This window comes from Streptomyces sp. NRRL S-378 (assembly GCF_000720645.1).
Classification (GTDB): domain Bacteria; phylum Actinomycetota; class Actinomycetes; order Streptomycetales; family Streptomycetaceae; genus Streptomyces.
The window spans coordinates 18,366-36,111 of record NZ_JOBX01000069.1; the positions used below are offsets into that span (position 1 = coordinate 18,366).

General features: G+C 70.4%; 22 protein-coding genes. 15 read left to right on the forward strand and 7 right to left on the reverse strand.

What is annotated here, in order from left to right; all coding sequences use genetic code 11:
• Nucleotides 1–65: 65 nt before the first annotated feature.
• Nucleotides 66–308 (reverse strand): DUF397 domain-containing protein, encoded by a 243-nt coding sequence (locus IH80_RS0132485; RefSeq protein ID WP_030965246.1) that lies wholly within the window; start codon nucleotides 306–308, stop codon nucleotides 66–68.
• On the reverse strand, nucleotides 305–1,129 hold the full coding sequence (locus IH80_RS0132490; RefSeq protein ID WP_030965248.1) for a helix-turn-helix domain-containing protein: 825 nt from the start codon (nucleotides 1,127–1,129) through the stop codon (nucleotides 305–307). The genes IH80_RS0132485 and IH80_RS0132490 overlap by 4 nt, the downstream gene beginning before the upstream one ends.
• Before the next feature lie 113 nt (nucleotides 1,130–1,242).
• Here IH80_RS0132490 and IH80_RS0132495 point away from each other — a divergent pair, with 113 nt between their 5' ends.
• Both IH80_RS0132495 and hemB read left to right on the forward strand, forming a co-directional pair.
• On the forward strand, nucleotides 1,243–1,749 hold the full coding sequence (locus tag IH80_RS0132495; protein WP_078906865.1) for an ATP-binding protein: 507 nt from the start codon (nucleotides 1,243–1,245) through the stop codon (nucleotides 1,747–1,749).
• 43 nt (nucleotides 1,750–1,792) lie between these two features.
• Complete coding sequence (hemB, locus tag IH80_RS0132500) at nucleotides 1,793–2,794, forward strand: porphobilinogen synthase (RefSeq protein ID WP_030851849.1); 1,002 nt, start codon at nucleotides 1,793–1,795, stop codon at nucleotides 2,792–2,794.
• 13 nt (nucleotides 2,795–2,807) lie between these two features.
• Here hemB and IH80_RS0132505 read toward each other — a convergent pair whose 3' ends face one another.
• Nucleotides 2,808–3,194 (reverse strand): hypothetical protein, encoded by a 387-nt coding sequence (locus IH80_RS0132505; RefSeq protein WP_030965250.1) that lies wholly within the window; start codon nucleotides 3,192–3,194, stop codon nucleotides 2,808–2,810.
• Nucleotides 3,195–3,318: 124 nt separating this feature from the next.
• On the opposite strand from IH80_RS0132505, the gene IH80_RS0132510 reads away from it, so the two are divergent.
• The 9 genes from IH80_RS0132510 to IH80_RS0132550 all read left to right on the forward strand — a co-directional run bounded on the left by IH80_RS0132510 (nucleotide 3,319) and on the right by IH80_RS0132550 (nucleotide 9,425).
• The gene (locus tag IH80_RS0132510; RefSeq protein WP_030965252.1) at nucleotides 3,319–3,924 is read left to right on the forward strand and encodes a hypothetical protein; all 606 of its coding nucleotides are present in this window, start codon (nucleotides 3,319–3,321) and stop codon (nucleotides 3,922–3,924) included.
• Nucleotides 3,925–3,941: 17 nt separating this feature from the next.
• A complete protein-coding gene (locus tag IH80_RS0132515) occupies nucleotides 3,942–4,517 on the forward strand; it encodes a hypothetical protein (protein WP_037881802.1) in 576 nt (191 codons plus the stop codon).
• Between the two features lie 369 nt (nucleotides 4,518–4,886).
• Nucleotides 4,887–5,276, forward strand: a complete 390-nt coding sequence (locus IH80_RS0132520) for a WXG100 family type VII secretion target (RefSeq protein WP_030965254.1) — start codon at nucleotides 4,887–4,889, stop codon at nucleotides 5,274–5,276.
• Nucleotides 5,277–5,299: 23 nt separating this feature from the next.
• The gene (locus IH80_RS0132525) at nucleotides 5,300–5,605 is read left to right on the forward strand and encodes a WXG100 family type VII secretion target (protein WP_030965255.1); all 306 of its coding nucleotides are present in this window, start codon (nucleotides 5,300–5,302) and stop codon (nucleotides 5,603–5,605) included.
• On the forward strand, nucleotides 5,605–7,422 hold the full coding sequence (locus IH80_RS0132530; protein ID WP_051810194.1) for an RNase A-like domain-containing protein: 1,818 nt from the start codon (nucleotides 5,605–5,607) through the stop codon (nucleotides 7,420–7,422). The genes IH80_RS0132525 and IH80_RS0132530 overlap by 1 nt, the downstream gene beginning before the upstream one ends.
• Nucleotides 7,422–7,991, forward strand: coding sequence for a hypothetical protein (locus tag IH80_RS0132535; protein WP_051810195.1), 570 nt, complete (start codon nucleotides 7,422–7,424; stop codon nucleotides 7,989–7,991). The genes IH80_RS0132530 and IH80_RS0132535 overlap by 1 nt, the downstream gene beginning before the upstream one ends.
• Before the next feature lie 12 nt (nucleotides 7,992–8,003).
• Complete coding sequence (locus tag IH80_RS0132540) at nucleotides 8,004–8,303, forward strand: RNase A-like domain-containing protein (protein ID WP_030965259.1); 300 nt, start codon at nucleotides 8,004–8,006, stop codon at nucleotides 8,301–8,303.
• Between the two features lie 12 nt (nucleotides 8,304–8,315).
• Nucleotides 8,316–8,972: a contact-dependent growth inhibition system immunity protein gene (locus tag IH80_RS0132545; RefSeq protein ID WP_030965261.1), complete on the forward strand. Its 657-nt coding sequence runs from the start codon at nucleotides 8,316–8,318 to the stop codon at nucleotides 8,970–8,972.
• A 180-nt stretch (nucleotides 8,973–9,152) separates the two neighbouring features.
• Nucleotides 9,153–9,425 (forward strand): DUF1876 domain-containing protein, encoded by a 273-nt coding sequence (locus IH80_RS0132550; protein WP_030027023.1) that lies wholly within the window; start codon nucleotides 9,153–9,155, stop codon nucleotides 9,423–9,425.
• A 47-nt stretch (nucleotides 9,426–9,472) separates the two neighbouring features.
• On the opposite strand, the gene IH80_RS0132555 is transcribed toward IH80_RS0132550, so the two are convergent.
• Together IH80_RS0132555 and IH80_RS0132560 are read right to left on the reverse strand one after the other, a co-directional pair.
• A complete protein-coding gene (locus IH80_RS0132555) occupies nucleotides 9,473–10,228 on the reverse strand; it encodes an ABC transporter permease (protein ID WP_030965262.1) in 756 nt (251 codons plus the stop codon).
• Nucleotides 10,225–11,160 carry a daunorubicin resistance protein DrrA family ABC transporter ATP-binding protein gene (locus tag IH80_RS0132560; RefSeq protein ID WP_030965263.1) on the reverse strand — a complete coding sequence of 312 codons (936 nt, stop codon included), beginning with the start codon at nucleotides 11,158–11,160 and terminating at the stop codon, nucleotides 10,225–10,227. The genes IH80_RS0132555 and IH80_RS0132560 overlap by 4 nt, the downstream gene beginning before the upstream one ends.
• A gap of 104 nt (nucleotides 11,161–11,264) precedes the next feature.
• Between IH80_RS0132560 and IH80_RS0132565 the strand changes: the two genes are divergently transcribed.
• The gene (locus tag IH80_RS0132565) at nucleotides 11,265–12,047 is read left to right on the forward strand and encodes a TetR/AcrR family transcriptional regulator (RefSeq protein ID WP_030965265.1); all 783 of its coding nucleotides are present in this window, start codon (nucleotides 11,265–11,267) and stop codon (nucleotides 12,045–12,047) included.
• Between the two features lie 108 nt (nucleotides 12,048–12,155).
• A complete protein-coding gene (locus IH80_RS0132570; RefSeq protein ID WP_051810196.1) occupies nucleotides 12,156–13,664 on the forward strand; it encodes an FAD-dependent monooxygenase in 1,509 nt (502 codons plus the stop codon).
• Here IH80_RS0132570 and IH80_RS0132575 read toward each other — a convergent pair.
• Nucleotides 13,657–14,328 carry a ScbR family autoregulator-binding transcription factor gene (locus IH80_RS0132575; RefSeq protein WP_030965267.1) on the reverse strand — a complete coding sequence of 224 codons (672 nt, stop codon included), beginning with the start codon at nucleotides 14,326–14,328 and terminating at the stop codon, nucleotides 13,657–13,659. The genes IH80_RS0132570 and IH80_RS0132575 overlap by 8 nt on opposite strands.
• A gap of 133 nt (nucleotides 14,329–14,461) precedes the next feature.
• Here IH80_RS0132575 and IH80_RS0132580 point away from each other — a divergent pair, with 133 nt between their 5' ends.
• The gene (locus tag IH80_RS0132580) at nucleotides 14,462–15,307 is read left to right on the forward strand and encodes an NAD(P)H-binding protein (RefSeq protein ID WP_030965268.1); all 846 of its coding nucleotides are present in this window, start codon (nucleotides 14,462–14,464) and stop codon (nucleotides 15,305–15,307) included.
• Between the two features lie 25 nt (nucleotides 15,308–15,332).
• Here the strand turns inward: IH80_RS0132580 and IH80_RS0132585 are convergent, their stop codons facing one another.
• Complete coding sequence (locus tag IH80_RS0132585; protein WP_037881804.1) at nucleotides 15,333–16,334, reverse strand: ScbA/BarX family gamma-butyrolactone biosynthesis protein; 1,002 nt, start codon at nucleotides 16,332–16,334, stop codon at nucleotides 15,333–15,335.
• Nucleotides 16,335–16,993: 659 nt separating this feature from the next.
• On the opposite strand from IH80_RS0132585, the gene IH80_RS0132590 reads away from it, so the two are divergent.
• Complete coding sequence (locus IH80_RS0132590; protein WP_030965271.1) at nucleotides 16,994–17,632, forward strand: ScbR family autoregulator-binding transcription factor; 639 nt, start codon at nucleotides 16,994–16,996, stop codon at nucleotides 17,630–17,632.
• Nucleotides 17,633–17,746 lie beyond the last annotated feature (114 nt).

Here is a 17,746-nt window from a genome sequence, read left to right on the forward strand (position 1 = left end):
GGGCCGACTCGAACGCCCGGAGTTCGAGCACGACCACAGGGCGGACGGCCTGTGGCGCTGGAAGCTCAGGACCGAACCCAGCCCGTGAGCCCCGCCCAGGCGGCGGGGGCGAGGGTGAGGACGGGCCCGTCGGTGACCTTGGAGTCCCGGACGTGCACCTGTGCGGCGGGGCAGGCGGCGACCTCGACGCAGGCCCCGCCCTCGTCACCGCTGTAGGAGGACTTCCGCCAGGCGAAGGCGGCCTCCAGGCAGGCCCCGCCCTCGCTGCCGCTGTAGCTGGACTTGAACCACTTCAGTGGGGCGCTCATGTCTCTCCTGCCAGCCGGTCCAACAGGTCTTTCGTCTCTGCCAGGTTGAGGGCCTGTGACCGCAGCATCGCATACTTCTGGGAGAGGATGCTGACCTCGTTCGGGTCCCTGACGAGGAAGCTGCCGCGCTGGGTTTCCGAGTAGGCGAGGTGCTGGAACTCCGGTGTTTCCAGGAGGATGAAGGCGCCGTCGAGGCCCGCGTGGGTGGTGAGCCCGAGTGGCAGCACCTGGATGGCGATGGCCGGGCGGTCGGCGCAGGCGCGCAGGTGCCGGAGCTGCTCCCGGTGGACCTCGTCCCCGCCGATGCGGTCCCGCAGGGCCGCCTCCCAGATCACGAAGCTGAGGGTGGGCGGGACGGCGCGGTGCAGGATCTCCTGGCGCTTCATCCGGTGCGCGGTCTGCAGCTCTGTCTTCTCCTCCCCGACGAAGGGGACGCGGCAGCCGAGGACGGCGCGGGCGTAGGCCTCGGTCTGGAGCAGCCCCGGAACGGTCAGCGTGTCGAACCAGGACAGCGCCAGGGCCTCCGCCTCCCGCGCCATGTACTCCTCCGCCCAGGCCGGAACCATGTCCACCTCCGGCAGGCGGTTCGCCACGACGGACAGGAGGCCGGGCAGGCCGAGGGCGCGGTCCATCTTCTCGGCGACGTTCGGCATCAGGACCCGTCGGCCCTGCTCGATCGAGGCGATCGTCTCGACGTCCATGTGCAGCGCGTCCGCGAGAGCACGCTGGGTCAGCCCTGCGGCGATGCGGGCGGCGGCGACCAGGGCGCCGACCATCTTCATGGCGGTCTCGTTGGGCCGGGGCCTCTTGCGTACTGGCATGTCCGTTGAACTCCCCGCCTCGGTGCGCGAGACACCCGTGCCAACCCGTACTCATCAAGGAGTACGGGTTGCTCGCCTCCTCCACGGTAGTCACGCAGGGCGACGATGGGTCCGTGAATGTGGAAATCCAACCGGCCCTGCTGCGCGAGCGGTTCTACCCCCGCAGCCGCCAGACCGTCCGCACTGCCAGGGAGTTCGCCGCAGAAACACTGCACGCGTGGGGTGTCACGTGCCGCCAGGACGACGTGTCGCTCTGCGTGAGCGAGCTGGCGACCAACGCCCTGCTGCACGGCGTCCCGCCCGGCCGCGGGTACCGGCTGCGGATGCTGAGGTTCGAGGGGGTCGTCCGGGTGGAGGTCCACGACAGCGGCGGGGGCCGGCCGCGCATCGGGCGCCGGGACCCGGGCGCCGAGGGCGGTCGCGGGTTGCTGCTGGTGGCGGCGATCGCGGACCGGTGGGGGATCCTGGCACGGGTGCCGGGCAAGGTGGTGTGGTGCGAGTTCGCCGTCGGGGCGGGCGAGGCGGGCGGGACGGTCGGCGCGGGCGGGGCGGGCGAGCCGGGCGGGGCAGGCAGGACGGGCGGGACGGTCGGCGCGGGCGGGCCGTCGGACGGGCTCTAGGCTTGTTGCGACTGCTGTCGATGCTCGAAGAGGCGACTGGAACATGAGCGCGTACGGATCCTTCCCCGGTTCGCGGCCCCGGCGGCTGCGCACCACCCCGGCGATGCGGCGGATGGTCGCGGAGAACCGGCTGCACCCCTCGGACCTGATCCTCCCGGCGTTCGTGCGCGAGGGCATCAGCGAGCCCCTCGCCATCTCGGCCATGCCGGGCGTGGTCCAGCACACCCGGGACACCCTGCGGAAGGCGGCCGTGGAAGCGGTCGAGGCGGGCGTCGCGGGCATCATGCTCTTCGGCGTCCCGGCCGACGAGAACAAGGACGCGCTGGGTACGGCGGGCACCGAGCCGGACGGCATCCTGCAGGTCGCGATCCGCGACGTGAAGGCCGAGGTCGGCGACGACCTGGTGATCATGTCGGACCTGTGCCTCGACGAGTACACCGACCACGGCCACTGCGGCGTCCTCGACGAGCACGGCCGCGTCGACAACGACGCGACGCTGGAGCGTTACGCCGAGATGGCGCAGGTCCAGGCCGACGCGGGCGTCCACGTGGTCGGCCCCAGCGGAATGATGGACGGGCAGGTCGGCGTCATCCGCGACGCCCTCGACGAGACCGGGCACGAGGACGTGTCGATCCTCGCCTACACCGCGAAGTACTCCTCCGCCTTCTACGGCCCCTTCCGCGAGGCCGTCGCCTCCTCCCTCCAGGGCGACCGCAAGACGTACCAGCAGGACCCGGCGAACGCCCGCGAGTCCCTGCGGGAGCTCGCCCTCGACCTGGAGGAGGGCGCGGACATGGTGATGGTCAAGCCGGCCGGCCCCTACCTCGACATCCTGTACCGGGTCGCGCAGGCCGTGGACGTACCGGTGGCGGCGTACCAGATCAGCGGCGAGTTCGCGATGATCGAGGCGGCCGCGGAGAAGGGCTGGATCGAGCGGGACCGGGCCATCCTGGAGACCCTGCTCGGCATCAAGCGCGCGGGCGCGGACACGATCCTCACCTACTGGGCGACCGAGGTCGCGGGCTGGCTGCGCGAGGCCCGCTGACGCTCCTTTCGTCCTACGGCCAGTCGACGAGGCCGTGGAAGACGATGAAGTCGAAGACGACGGCGGCCGGGGCGATCACGGCCGGCCACACCCTGGCGGCGGCATTGCCCCGCCGCCAGGGCAGCGCCCACGCGGAGAGCAGCACGACCAGGACCACCATCAGGCCGAACCCGAAGACGGGGAAGGCGAGCTTGTAGGAGTCGTCGAACCGGTCGCTCACCGCACCCCCGCAGGAGTCGCAGGCCATCGGGGCCAGCCCGACGAAGAAGAACGCGACGGCCGCCATCGGCAGCGTCAGCAGGGTGGAGACGAGCGGCGCGACGAACGCGCGCGGATGCCGGTCGGTGCCGCTGTCCGGGGTCGGGGCCGGGGCCCTGGTCGGGGCTGTGGTCGGGTTCATGCCTCCAGTGAACTCCGCGACAGAACGGCGAACATGAGTGCGCGTACTCAGGTGCGCGGCGCGGAGGTCTGTGAACCTCATAGGCATACGTGCGCACTTGGCACGTCGTACCGAGAGGTTCTGCATGCAGGCTGAACACCTGTCCGTTGCCGACCAGGCGTCCTGGGAAGGGGCGATCCGGCACCTGTACGAGGACGCGACCACGTTCAGTGCGACCGGTCCGCGCGCGCACGAGGACTGGCGGGCCGACGTGCTCGCCGTCATGGCGCGCGCCGTCCCCGACCCGCGCGGCTGGGCGGGGCTCGACGACACCGCGAACGAGCGCTCTCAGGAGCACCCGGACTTCCCTTTCTGCCGTCCGGCTTTCAGATCCGATCCGTCCCGCCCGCTCACCCCGGCCGACATCGCGGAACGGTTGCACGAGATCAACCGTGCGAGTGCCGAGAACCTTCTCCTTGCGCTCACCGACGGCGGCTGCACCCTGCGGAACCTCGAACGGTTCACCGAGAGCTTCGACGAGCTGCAGGACATGGCCCGCACCATCCTCGCCCGCTACGGGGACACGTTCACGTGCTACACCAACGTCACCGTCGGCGCGCGTAAGGACGACACGCTGGACTTTGGGGCGTCCCACTGGGGCTATACCCCGATGACCTTCTACTGGGAGGACGCCGGCCTGGTCATCGTCTCCGACACTGAGGTCGGGTTGTTCTGGAGCTTCGACTGCTGAGGCGAGAGGAGGAATCCATGCAGCCCCGATCCACCGATGCCGCCACCTGGGAAGCAGCTCTGTTGCGGCTCCTGGAAGACGTTTACACCTTCGCTCGGTGCGGCCCCCGGTTGCACGAGGATTGGGCCGAGGACGTCTGCGCCGTCATGGAGCGGTCGGTCGCCGACCCACGGGGCTGGTCCGGCCGCGAATGGGAGATGGATGAGGAAGGACGTCGGGCCTACCGTCCGTCGTACCCGTTCCGTGCGCTGGCCGCAGAGGGGTTGCGGGCCGGGCTCCGGCCGATCACGCCCGGCGCCGCCGTAGAGCTGCTCGCCTCGCTCGCGCAGGAGTGGTTCTTCGAGAGCAACCCGGTCCGGTTGAGGGAAGACCGGGACATGGTGCTGGCGGACGCCCGGACCCTGCTGGACCGCTTCGGCCCGGACGCGGCGTTCTGGACGTCTTCAGATCTGGCCCGTACCTGCGACGCGCCCGACTTCCTGGCACGGGAGCTCGAAGGCGGCCACATTTTCACCGACTACATGATGGATCTCGGCCTGGTCGTGGTGTCCGCGGACGAGGTCGGCGTCTTCTGGTCGTTCAACGCGCTGTGAGCGCGGGGTGGTGGATCGGCCGCTACGCGCTCCTCGACGACCGAGTCTGCCTCTCATCTGAGCTGACATGGGCAGACCGGGCGGGCGGAAGGCTGATTCATCGGCCGGTTCGGAAGGCGCGGGCGAGCCGGCTGGAAGCCTGAGTAGCGCAGCTTCCCGTGAGACCGGGTCGGCCACACGCAGCTCCCCGGCTTGCAGCAAGAACCCTTCGGGCGTCGACGTGTCAAGTACACATGTGGGCCTGTGAGGTTCACGCCGTCTCTGGCCGACACGCCTGAGTACGCGCACTCAGGCGTGCAGTTCGACAATATGCGAACCTCATAGGCAGTATGTACGAATTCGGCACAGCAGTGCTGGCGAGGGGTGGACATGCAGGACAGCGATCTGAGGGTTTCGGAGGACGGCCTCACCCGGCTCGCTGACGACCTGGACCAGATGCAGGGCCATCTGGAACGGCAGATCCGCGACATGGACCGGGTGGTCGACAGCATCGCGGCCGGCTGGCAGGGTCCCACGGCTACGGCCTACCGCTCCTTGCATCGGGGAGCGGCAGAGGACGCCGTGCGGATCCGGCAGGTGCTCGCCCTCCTCGAAGAGGCCACCCGGGCCGCTCGTGACGGCTTCACAGCCCAGGAACTGGAGATCTTGGCCGCGTTCAAGCGTGTACAGAGCCAGGAGGACGTGGCGGCGTCTGCCGAGGAATTGACCGTGCCCGACCAGGCTCCAGCGGCTCCGCAGAGCCGTCTGCAGGACATCTGAGAGCAGCGAGGAACAGCCCCACCATGTCGGACGACGACCGCATAACCGTCGATTTCGCCACCTTGCAGCGCCTTTCCGGCGACCTGGAGGAGATCCTCAAGAACCTCAACGAGAAGCTCGACCTGCTCTACGAGCGCACCAAGAAGGCCGTTATGAGCTGGGACGGCGAGGCACGGCAGGCCTTCATCGACGAGCTCGACAAATGGGATCGCTCGGCCCAGGACCTCAAGGCCGCACAAGCCTGGCTCCACGAGGTCGTGGTCAAGGGACACCTCAACTACGCGGCGGCGAACAAATCCGTGCTCCAGGGTTGGGGAGGCGGCGCCTGATGGCCGGCCCTACCCCGGCGCAGCCGCCTGCCGGAGGCGGCAACATCGACGTCAAGCCGTCGAGCCTGTGGACCGTCTCCGGGCGGGTCGCCGGTCAGCAGGACCCCATGATGCGAGGTGGGAACACACTCGTGCAGGAGCTGCAGAAATACCCGGACGCCGGTGGGGCGGGCACCAGCGCCGAGAAGTTCGCGCAGGCCTACAAGAAGATAGGCAACCGCTGGCTGGAGGTGTTGGGCAAGAGCGTGGTCAGCATCGGTGGTGTCGCCGTCGGCTTCACGGAGACCGCCAACGCCTACACCAAGGCCGATGCGGCGGCCCACCCCAAGCCCGGGAAGGCCGCGGAGCAGCGCCCCCTGCCCACGGTCATCGACAAGGACCCCAAGTTCGCCAGCGTCCCCGACATCAAGTGGGGTGACAACGACGGCGGGGACGACCTGATCCGCGGCGCGATGGAGGGTATACCGGAGATCGTCCGGGATGTGTTGCAGCCCGCCGCGAAGAACATCTTCCGCGTCGGCAAGGTGGCGGACGTCTACCCCTTCCCGCAGCAGCACTACCTCAACTCGCACTGCCACAGCTGGATGAACGCCTCAACCGTCCCGGGCAACACGGCGGCCGAGCTGACGAACATCATTGGCACCATCACCAACCACGGCCGGGCCGACTGGGAAGCCGCCATGCGGACGTTCTGCAGTGCGCTGTGGGGTGCGACGGACTGGGGTCAGTCCGGGCCATCCCGGCACGGCTACCAGTGGGCGCACACCACCGGCTCGCACGGGGCACGGGTTGCCACGGGCAGTCAGCCGGTGATGGCTGTCCTGGCAGATGTGGCGATCAAGATCAGCGACTGTCTGCGCGAGTACGCGGAAGCCGCCGTCGAGCTGAACCACGACGTCTTCGAAGAGCTCAAGCGGGCCATGAAGAAGGCCGCCATGAGCATCCTCGATGACCTGGAGAAGGCCAAGGAGAAGCCCAGCCTCAAGACCATCGCGGGCGCGGTCACCAGCGTGGCCAGCGGGGCCGGAGGGGCAGTCGGGCTCCTGCTGAAGTTCGACGTCAACACGGTCCTGAACCTGGACAAGGCCAAGCTCAACCGGATCGTGGACGAGTACACCGGCATCGTGGACGGCCTCACCACACGGATGGAAGCGCTTGAGGCCGTCCTGAACGAAGCGCACAGGAGCGCCCCGAAGTTCGAGGCCGGCGTCGCCCGCGCCCACGGCTTTGGATCCCGGTCGCTCAACGACTTCAAGCACGAGCAGCAGTGGACCGTTCCCGGCTCGAACGGCAACGTGGCCTTCGACCTGGCCTCCAACGAGTACCTCGGCGGCGGTCACACGCTGGACAAGCACGTGGGCAAGACCGACGAGCAGCTTGCGCAGCGCTTGCGCGACCAGTCGAACGCGTCGAATACGTGGCCCGAGGGTGCCAAACCCAGCATCGGTGGTTCGTCCAGCTTCAAGACGATCGGGGACGCGCAGCGGCTCACCGAGCAGAACCTGCGACTGAAGCAATCCGAGATCGACGCGTGGCTCGCCTCCAACCCGCAAAACGGTGACAGGGAGTCCTTCATAAGTGAAACGCCCAACCGCGAGGTCAGCGGCAACTACATCTCGAAGCAGGCCACGGACAACCAGGACGGGTCCCCGGGCAAGATCCCTGGGACGGGGTACAAGGACCACGGCCTCAACGCGAAGCCGGTCGGTGTCACGTGGGTCAATACCGTCCTCAAGTACGATTCCAGGCTCGATCCCCCGTATGTCATCTACACGTCGATGCCCGCGCCCCGACCGAAAGACCTCCCGGCACCCTGATGAGCCACCTCGACAAGATCACCTGGGAAGCGGCATTGCTGCGGCTTCTGGAGGATGTCTACACCTTCGCTTGGAGCGGCCCCCGGTTGCACGAGGACTGGGCCGAGGACGCCTGCGCCGTCATGGAGCGGTCGGTCGCCGACCCGCGGGGCTGGTCCGTCATGGAATGGCAGATGGACAAGGTGGGGCGGGAGAGCGGCTATCCGTTCCACCCCTTCCTTGCGCTGACCGCCGAGGAGTTGCGGGCCGGGCTCCGGCCGATCACGGCCGGCGCCGCTGTCGAGCTGCTCGCCTCGCTCGCGCAGGAGTGGTTCTTCGAAGACAACCCGGTCCGGTTGAGGGAGGACCGCGACGAGGTACTCGCGGACGCCCGGACCGTGCTGGATCGCTTCGGTTCGGACGCGTCGTTCTGGACCTCCTCCCGCCTCGCCCGTACTTGCGACGCGCCCGACTTCCTGGCCCAGGATCTCAAAAGCGGCCACCCCTTCACCGACTACATGATGGATCTCGGCCTGGTCGCGGTGTCCGCGGACGAGGTCGGCGTCTTCTGGTCGTTCAACGCGAATTGAGACAATGATCCGATGCTGACCCGATCCGCCACCTACCCCGACCGGGAGACCGCACAGTGGGCCACCCAGCAGGTGGTGACCGCCAATGAGCAGGTCATCCACCGCTGGCTCGCCCAGGGAACGCGGGCCCGACTCACCATCGAGGCCGCCTGGCCGTCCCGTGAGGACCCCGTCGGCCGGGTGCAGTTGGAGGCGATGCTCCTCGCCGGACAGGGGCCCGTCGACGTTCGTGCCGCCCGCGTCGTCCTGCGTCGCGAGCCGGACAGCCCGTACGGATTCGTCGTCCAGACCACCGTCCCGTTCTACCTGTAGAGGCAACCGACCGTGCCCATGAAGCCCCTCGAACACGACCGGCGCTACGGCGAGCTCGATCAGGTCATGCGCGCCTACCTCGGCCAGCAGGGAGAGGACACGGCCGAGCGTCGCAGCCCTGCGCTGGACGCCTATCTGCGCCACACCTGGCACACCCGCCCCTGGGCGATCGCGGAGGCGGAGCGCCAGCTGCGCGAGTACAGCCGGAATCCTCCGGGGCGCCTGCGGATCGACCTCGGCGAGTTCTACGCCGTCCCCGACGTCGGGATTCCGCAGGCCGCGATCGGGGACTGGCTGCTCGTGCTCGCCGACCACCTCAAGCAGAGCGTCGAGGACGGCGAGGTGCCCCCGCCGGCGATCCCGCAGACGCACTGGGAGTGGCACGCGCGGTTCCCGGAGGCCGCCCAGCTGCTGGGCGGCTGGTTCTCGCAGGACATCGTCGACGAGTTCCCCGACCACGAGGCTGCGGTCGCGGACTACGCCGCCACCACCGACCCGCAGCTCGTCGCCCGCCTTGTCGGTGAGCTCCACGAGCTGATCGCCCTCCCGCTGGACGAGGGGGACTACGCCCTGGCCGCGGCGGAACTCGGCATGGAGGTCCACCCGCCCGAGCCGTTCTCGTACGGGGCGTGGTTCCAGTCGGTGGCGACCAGCCTGGCCAGCGGCTGACCAGCCCCATACGCGCTTCCCCCACGCCCCCTGCCTCGCCTCGCGCCCCCCGCCCTGTCGGCTGCCGCCGTGTTGTGACCCTGACGCGCCTGGGGGTGGGGCCGGGCTTTGGCTCCGCTCGCGCCTGTCGGGGCGTAGGCGCACTCTGGAGGGAACAGGTGACCCTGGAGGTGATGCACCATGGCCACGCTCGTCGGGTGGCATGTGGAGCTCGAATTCACCGAGGAGGGCCACCGCACCAGTGCGGCGGCCCTGGTAAGGCTCGGGGACGGCTCCGAGATCAGGGCGCGGGGCTATGCCTTGCGTCACCCCTCCGACCCGGAGCAGATGAGGGTCGGGGAAGAGATCGCGGGTGCTCGTGCGCTCATGGATCTCGCGCAGCAGATGTTGCAGAAGGCCCACTCGGAGATCGACGAGGCGACGGGCCGTCATTCCTACCCGCTCAACCGCTGAGCGGCGGGCGGACCACCGGCCCGCTGAGGGGCTCCTGCCGGAGCCGCTCAGCGGGTCCTGCTGCGGAAGAGGACGGCGGCCAGGGTCACGGCCACGGCCGTGATGCCAGCGCACCAGGCCAGAGCCGTCCAGGGGGCGCTTCCGGCGGGCTGGGCGAGGAGCAGCGCGCGCAGGGATTCGATCACCGGGGTGAGCGGCTGGTGCTCGGCGAAGCCGTGCAGCCAGCCGGGCATCGTCTCGATGGGGACGAAGGCGCTGGACGGGTAGGGCAGGAACATCATCAGGAAGGTGAAGCCGCCCGCCGCCTCCGGCGTCTTGGCGAGCAGCCCGAGCGCGGCGGCCAGCCATGAGATCGCGGTGATGTACGCCAGCAGCAGGCCGGCCGCGGCGAGGAAGGCGGCCGGTCCGGCCTGGGGCCGGAAGCCGATGGCGAGGGCGACGGCGAGGACCAGGGTGGTGGAGAGCAGGTTGCGCAGGACGGAGGCGGTGACGTGTCCGGCCAGGACGGGGATGCCGCCGATGTCGAGGGTGCGGAAGCGGTCGATGACGCCGGTGCGCATGTCGTCGGCGACGCTGACGGCGGTGGAGGCCGCGCCGAAGCCGGCGCAGAGCAGCATGGCGCCGGGGACCACGTACGTCACGTACTCCGTCCCGGTGTCGATGGCCCCGCCGAAGAAGTAGACGAAGATCAGCATCAGCATCACGGGCAGCATCAGCGCGGTGATCAGCGCGTCGGGCTGCCGGCTGCTGATGCGCAGGCTGCGGCCGGCCAGGGTGAGGGCGCTCACGGGGGTGGCGGTCATCGGTCGGCTCCCGTCAGGGTGAGGAACACGTCGTCGAGGGTGGCGGTGCGGACGGCGAAGCGGTCCACGGTGGTGCGGTCCGGGTCGAGTTCGTCGAGCAGGGTGCGGACGTGGGCGGCGCTCCCGTCGGTGGCGACGCCGAGGGTGAGGTCGTCCGGGGCGAGGTGGACGGCGCGCGGGACCAGGGCCTCGTAGGCGGCCTGCGTGGTGAGGGTCAGGTCGAGCCGGTGGCCCGCGACGCGCGCCTTGAGTTCGGCGGGCGTCCCCTCGGCGGCGATCCGTCCGTCGGCGAGGACGACCACGCGGTCGGCGAGCCGGTCGGCCTCCTCCAGGTACTGGGTGGTGAGCAGCACGGTGGTGCCGTCGGAGCGCAGTTCCCGTACGAGTTCCCACAGGTCCTGGCGGCTGCGCGGGTCGAGTCCGGTGGTCGGCTCGTCGAGGAAGATCACCTCGGGGCGGGAGACGAGGCTCGCGGCGAGGTCGAGGCGGCGTCGCATGCCGCCCGAGTACGTCTTGGCAGTGCGCGCGGCGGCCCCGGTGAGCCCGAAGCGGGCGAGGAGCTCGTCGGCGCGGGCGCGGGCGGCGCGCGGGGTGAGCCCGCAGAGCCGGCCCATCATGCGGAGCGTTTCGGCGCCCGTCTGGAGGTCGTCGACGGCGGCGAACTGTCCGGTGAGGCTGATGCGTTCGCGGACGAGGGCCCGTTGGGCGACGGTGTCGTGCCCGGCGACGCGGGCGGTGCCCGTGTCGGGGGCGGTGAGGGTGGCGAGGATCCGGACGGTGGTGGTCTTCCCGGCGCCGTTGGGGCCGAGGAGGGCGAGGACGCTGCCGCGGGGGACGGCGAGGTCGATGCCGTCGAGGACGCGGACGTCGCCGTAGGACTTGGTCAGGCCGGTGGCGTGGATTCCCAGGGCGCCGGGGGCGTGCGTGGTCATGAGGAGATGTGCTCCCTTCGCGGGGGCTTCTGCGTATGCCTTACGCTCTTCTGTGTAAGTAATACACAGAACTAGGATGGGGGTCAATCGAGGAGTGGGCGGTCATGGCGGACGAGGACGACGCGGGCGACGGGGGCGGCGGTACCGGACTTCCGGCCAGCCTGGAAATGGCCTGGGGCCTTCGCGAACGCCCCGGCAAGGGGCCGCGCCCCACGCTCACGCTGCCGCGCATCGTGGAGACGGCCGTGACGCTGGCCGCCGGTGAGGGCATGGACGCCGTCTCCATGGGCCGGGTGGCCAAGGAGCTGGGCGTCTCGACGATGTCCCTCTACCGGTACGTCACGGCGAAGGAGGAGCTCTACATCCTGATGTCGGACGCGGGCGTCGGCGCCCCGCCGGCGCTGCCGCCGGAGGCGGAAGGGTGGGGCTGGCGCGAGCTGGTGACCCGGTGGGCGTACGAGCAGCGGGCCGTGCTGATGGCCAACCCCTGGATCCTGCGCATCCCGATCACCGGGGCGCCGGTCAGCCCGAACCAGCTGGCCTGGATGGAACGCGGGCTCGCGGCACTGGCCGGCGCTGGCCTGACCGAGGGCGAGAAGATTTCGACGATCATCCTGATCGGCGGTCTGGTCCGCAACGAGGCGACGATGGCGGCCGACATGATGGACGCCATCGTGAAGTCGGGCGTCTCACCGGACCGGGTCTTGGGCCAGTACGTACGCACGCTGCGGCTGATGACCGGCCCGGACACCCACCCGGCGGTGACGCGGCTGCTGGAGTCGGACGCGTTCACGGGATCGGACGAACCGGACTTCCAGTTCGACTTCGGCCTGAACCGCATCCTGGACGGCTTGGCGGCGCTCATCGCGGGGCGGTCGGAAGCCTAGTGCTGTGACCGGAAGGGTTCACCGGGTCGCGACGCCCGGCACGGCACCTCGCCGCGTTGTCGGACCGCGCACGTACGTCCAGTACGAGCCGCGGCCCTCCGCCTTGCGATGCACGCGGTGGCGGGCGGTGGGCCGGTCGGCATGCTGGTGGCGGCCGAACTGGCCGCGTACGGGGTCGATGTCGTCGTCTTCGAGATGCGGGCCGATGTCTCCGAGCGGCCCAAGGCGACCACGCTGCATGCCCGGGCGGTGCAGTGCCTGGCCCGGCGCGGGCATCTGCCGCCTGCGGCAGCCGACGGCCCGCGGGGAGCGGCGGCCGGGGACTTCCACTTCGCAGGCCTGCCCGGCCTGGCCGTCCCGGCGCCCCGGACCGAGCCGGTACCGATCCTCAAGTCCTCCCAGGCGCAACTGGAACGGCACTTCGAGGCGCGGGCGCGGGCGGCGGGCGCGCGCGTGCTGCGCGGGCACCGCGTCACCGCGATCGAGCAGGACCGGGAGGGTGTGCGGCTGAAGGTGGAGGGGCCGGACGGGACTGCGGTCTGCGAGGCCCGCTACCTGGTGGGCGCCGACGGGGCGCGCAGCACGGTCCGCGAACAGGCGGGGATCGCCTCCGACACCAGCCCGGCGACGGTGTCCGCGCTGACGGGCCTGGTCACGCTGGAAGAGGCGGAGGCCCTCCCGGGCGGGTTCCTGCGCACCCCGCGCGGCTGGATCGTCTCCAAGCACCTGCCGGGTGCCGGCACCTCCATCCGGACCCTCGACTGCAGGGCGCCCGTGGGGAACCGGCACCTGCCGGTCTCCTTGGAGGAGTTCCGGCTGGAGGTGTCCCGGATCGCCGGTCGTGACATCGCGATGGGGCAGCCGCGCTGGCTGGGCAGGTTCAGCGACTACACGCGGCTCGCCCGGACGTTCCGTGCGGGGCGGGTCTTCCTCGTGGGGGACGCAGCGCACGTCCACTTCCCCATCGGTGGCCAGGGCCTGAGCGCCGGAGTGCTCGACGCCCTGTGCCTGGGCTGGAAGCTCGCGCTCGCCGCGCGCGGGGAGGCGGGCCCGGCGTTGCTCGACTCCTATGATCCGGAACGCCGTACAGCCGCCCGGCGGGTCGTCGAGAACACGCGGGCCCAGCTCGCGCTGATGCGTCCGGGCCCGGAAGTCGATGCGCTGCGCTCGGTGTTCGCCGGTGTCGTGGCGGCCGACCGCGGCCGAGGGCTGCTGGGGAACATGATCAGCGCGCAGGACGTGGTGCTGCCGGGGTACACGGATCGTCCCTCCCCCTGGGAAGGGACGTTCTTCACGAACATGCCGCTGACCACGCCGGAGGGCGTGACCGATGTGATCGGGCTGCTCCGGGAGGGCCGGCCGCTCCTGCTGCTCCTCGGCGACGGCGTGAGCCGTCACCGGGCCGCGGTACGCCCCTGGGAACCGGCCGTCCGGGTGGTCGAGCTGTCGCGGCCGGAGCCCGGACCGGCGTACGACGCGGTGCTGGTGCGGCCTGACGGCTATGTCGCCTGGTCCTCCGGCGGCGGCGAGCTGGGCGCCGCCCTGTTCCGGTACTTCGGCGCGGGCCGGGGAACAGGACCGGGGACGGGGAGCGGGCGTGCCCCGCGGCTCAGCTGACCAGGAGCCTGTCTTCCTGGCCGGGAGCGGCCCGGCGGGCCTCGGCGTAGACGTCGGCGCCGCGGGTCTCGGAGAGCCGCAGGGAGGCCAGCACGGAAGGCACCACGAAGCTGGGCAGCAGGTGGCGCATCAGTGCCGAGACCCTGACGGTCAGGTCCTGGTACTCGCAGATGGCCTGCGACATCGACTGGATGCCGGCGAAGGACCCCACGAAGACCTCGGCGGTCTCCCTGGGGAGGACGTGCGGCAGCAGTTCCCCCTGAGCCTGCGCCTTCTCCAGCAGCTCGACCCCGATGTCGCTCCAGCGGACGAAGGGGCCCGTGCGGTCGAGACCCTGCGCGAGCTGGTCCATGGTGAGCCGCACGCCGGCGCGCACCATCGGGTCCGTCTGGAGCCGGTAGGCGTGCAGCATCACGACGTCCACGAGGACCTGCACCTTGCCGGCGCTGTCGGGGACGGTGAGCTTCTGGTCCTGCTCGGCGAGGACGCCCTGGGCCAGGTCTTCCTTCGACTGGAAGTGGAAGTACAGGGCCCCCTTGGTCACTCCGGCCGTGGTGAGGATCTCGGAGATGGTGGCCGCCTGGTAGCCGCGCTCCTCGAAGATTTTCGCCGCGGCGGACAGGATCGCCTGACGTGTGCGGATGGCTCGGACCTGCTCGGCCATGCTGCGCTCCTTCCCTCACGGGTTCTTAAGCCTTGTGTTCCATTGAAAAACCGCCCGGTCCGTATCTTACAGCGGGTAACGGGCCCCACAACCGCTCGCCTGACGCCGGCGACGCGACACGCAGGAGGACCTGATGATCCTTGTCACCGGTGCCACCGGAACGGTCGGCCGGGAAGTGGTGCGCCGCCTTCCCGCCGACGCGGCCGTCCGCGTCATGACCAGGGATCCGGCCCGGGTGGCGGACCCGGGTGCGGCCGAGGTCGTCCGCGGGGACTACGGCGATCCGCGGTCGCTCGCCCGGGCCGTGCAGGGCGTGCGCGCCGCGTTCCTCGTGACGAACCGCGTCGGTTCCGACGACGACGCGCGGTTCGTGGAGGCCGCGCGCGCGGCCGGCGTACGCCACGTGGTGAAGCTCTCCGCGGCCGCGGTCGCCGACCCCCTGGCCCAGGACCTGATCACTCGCTGGCAGCGCGGGAACGAGGAGCTGCTGCGGAAGTCGGGCATGGAGTGGACCGTGCTGAGGCCGCGCGCCTTCATGTCCAACACCCTGTCCTGGGCGACGGCCGTCCGCACCGAGCAGGTCGTGCGGGCGCTGTACGGGTCGTCGGCCACCGCGTGCGTCGATCCGCGCGACATTGCGGAAGTGGCCGTACGGGCTCTCACCGAGGGCGGCCACGCGGGCAGGGCCCACGCCCTGACCGGGCCGGAACCGATCACCGCGGCCGAGCAGACGGCCCAGCTCGCCGAACTGCTGGGCCGTCCACTGCGCTTCGAGGAACTGGGGGTGGCCCGGATGCGCGCCGCGCTGCGTGCTCGACACTCCGAGGCGGTCGCCGAGGCCCTGCTGGAGAGCGCGGAACGCCGGCGGGAGGGGGGAAAGGCCGAGGTGGAGGGCGCCGTGCGGGAGATCCTCGGCAGACCGGCCGGATCCTTCCGCGCCTGGGCGGCGGATCATCTGAGTGCTTTCTCCGCGGGCTGACGCGGCCGGTCGCCGAAGCGGTCGGTCACAGCCCCCGCGTTCCCGTGGTGACGGTCGAACTGAAGACGAGGGCGTCGTCCTGGTGGCCCGTGACGAGAACGCTGTCCTGGTCGGCGGAGCCCACCCGGGGAAGGCGGCGCGCCTCGATGAAGCAGGGGGCGTCCAGCTCCGCGTAGCGGCGGAACTCGCTGCTGATGCTGTGGGGGATGTACGTCGAGCGCCCCAGCACGGCGGCGGTGGCCTGGCGGGCGGCCTCCAGCAGCACCATGCCCGGTATGTGGTCGACGGCGTGGTCGAAGAGGACCGGGTGCCGGGTGTCGGCCCTGAGCTGCCAGCGGGCGGGCTCCCCGATGGGCGACAGCACGACGTCCATCGGGGACGTGCGGCCGACGCTCTGCGGGAGGGTTGGGGCGGTGAGGGGCAGCGGAGACCGGTCGCCGATGCGGGCGTGTTCGCCGCGAATGCGCTTGTAGACCCCGGGAGCGAGGCAGGAGAACGAGCCGGTGCCCGTCGCCGCGATCTGGCCGTCGCGTCGGAACACCGTCAGGATGCGGAGCCCGGACAGGTGTCTGCCCCGCTGCTTGATCTCGGTGCAGGTGACCTCGATGTCGAGTGCGGCGGGGGCGCTGCCCACCCGCATGTTCGGCGGGGCCACCGCGATGTCGAGGTCCCACAGGACGAACTGGTAGCCGAGGGGCACGCCGAACTCGGCGTGTCCCAGCAGTGGTCCGATCTGCCGCATGGTCTCCGCCGCGATGAGCGGGTCGTGGTGCTCGCCGCCGATCGGGGTGAAGAAGCTGTGCCCGCGCGGCCACTGGGCGCTCACCGTGAAGTGGGTGTCGTCCAGACGCTGCCAGTCGGTGAGCATGACCTCGGCGACCGCGGCGCGGTGCACGAACTCCTTGGGTACGGTGGCCGTCAACGTGGGGTAGCGCGATCCGGTGGCCTGGCGAGGGATGAACGCCCGCCCTCCGTGTGCATGGGCGTCGGGAGTCGGGTGTTCGACTCGGAACGTGATCGCGGTCATTGCTCCCCCTGGCGTTGACGAGTTCGGCAGTGTGTGCCGCCACCCCTGAAACATACAAACCAACCGGTTCTTATTCCAGGGTGAGGCGGGCTGCCATGCCGGGGAAAACTGGAGCGATTGGTTCCGGACAATCTCCTGGAGGACGTCTTCCCAGGTCCCCGTGGTGCGGCGGCCCGGACTCCTCCCTCATCGCCGCTGGTGGTTCTCTAGCGGCCCGCGAGCGGAGTTCCACCGCACTCCCGTCCGGTGTCCGGACGGAGGTGCGACACCACAGGTGATTTCGGACAGATTGCAGCCCGCGCGTCGCGCCGGGAGCCGCGGTCCGCCGATGATGAGGGGGGTTCGGTCGGGTCCTGGGGGCCCCGGTCGGTCCGGCGCGTTCTGATCGCATGCTCACTCGCCGCAACCACCCGGGCAGCGCTGCGGAGCTATAACAAACCGCATCTGCGGTTTGTTATAGTCGCCCCACCGACGGTCAAGGAAGAACGCCAGGCCGAACTGACGCACCCGTCTGCGCGGCCGCACCCGGTCTCGTCGTCGAACGTCATCGACCCGAGTCCTGCGAGGGCCTCGTCGGCGTCCTGGCGACGCTCCACAGCGGGCACGCCGATCCGCCGTCCCGCAAGCATGGCAACCCCACCGCAGTAACGGAGCACTCGATGGCCCAGCAGGAACGCGCGGTGCGCACCCGGGAAACACTGATCAAGTGCGCGGCCGAGACCTTCACCAGTGACGGCTTCGCGGTCGCCTCGCTCACCGCCATCAGCAAGCGCGCCGGTGTGAGCAACGGCGCGCTGCATTTCCACTTCGCCACCAAGGCCGCCTTGGCGGACGCGGTGGAGACGGCTGCCCTCATACGGCTGCGAGCCGTCACCGGCCGTGCGCCGGCGGAGGGATGGAGCGCGCTGCAGCACGTGGTCGACGTGACGCACGGGCTCGCCCGCGGGCTGAGGGACGACGTGGTGCTGCGGGCGGGCTTCGAGCTGAGCGGGGACGTGGCCCGCCCGCCGAGCCGGGACCTGCGCGACAGCTGGCAGGGCTGGGTCGAGGAGGAGATGGCCCGGGCGGCCGGCCGGGGGGAGCTGCGGCCGGGGGTGACGACGGAGAGCGCCGTGACGGCCGTGGTCGCCGCGACCGTGGGCTTCGAAGTACTGGGCGCCCGGCACGCCGTGTGGATGTCCCGGCGCACGGTCACCCAGTTCTGGCAACTGATCCTGCCCTCCCTCGCGTCGGAGGACGTACGGGGCAGGATCGAAGCGGAAGGAAGTTCGCCGCTGAACGGCCAAAACGTTCTGTAAAGGCCCGGGGCCCCAGCTTCCCCGCTGTGGAGCGCCAACGTTTTCCGGCCACTTGCCCGGCGGTCCCGTCGCCGCCGCCCGTGCGGTGGTCCGGGCGGTTGAGGCCCGCCGAAT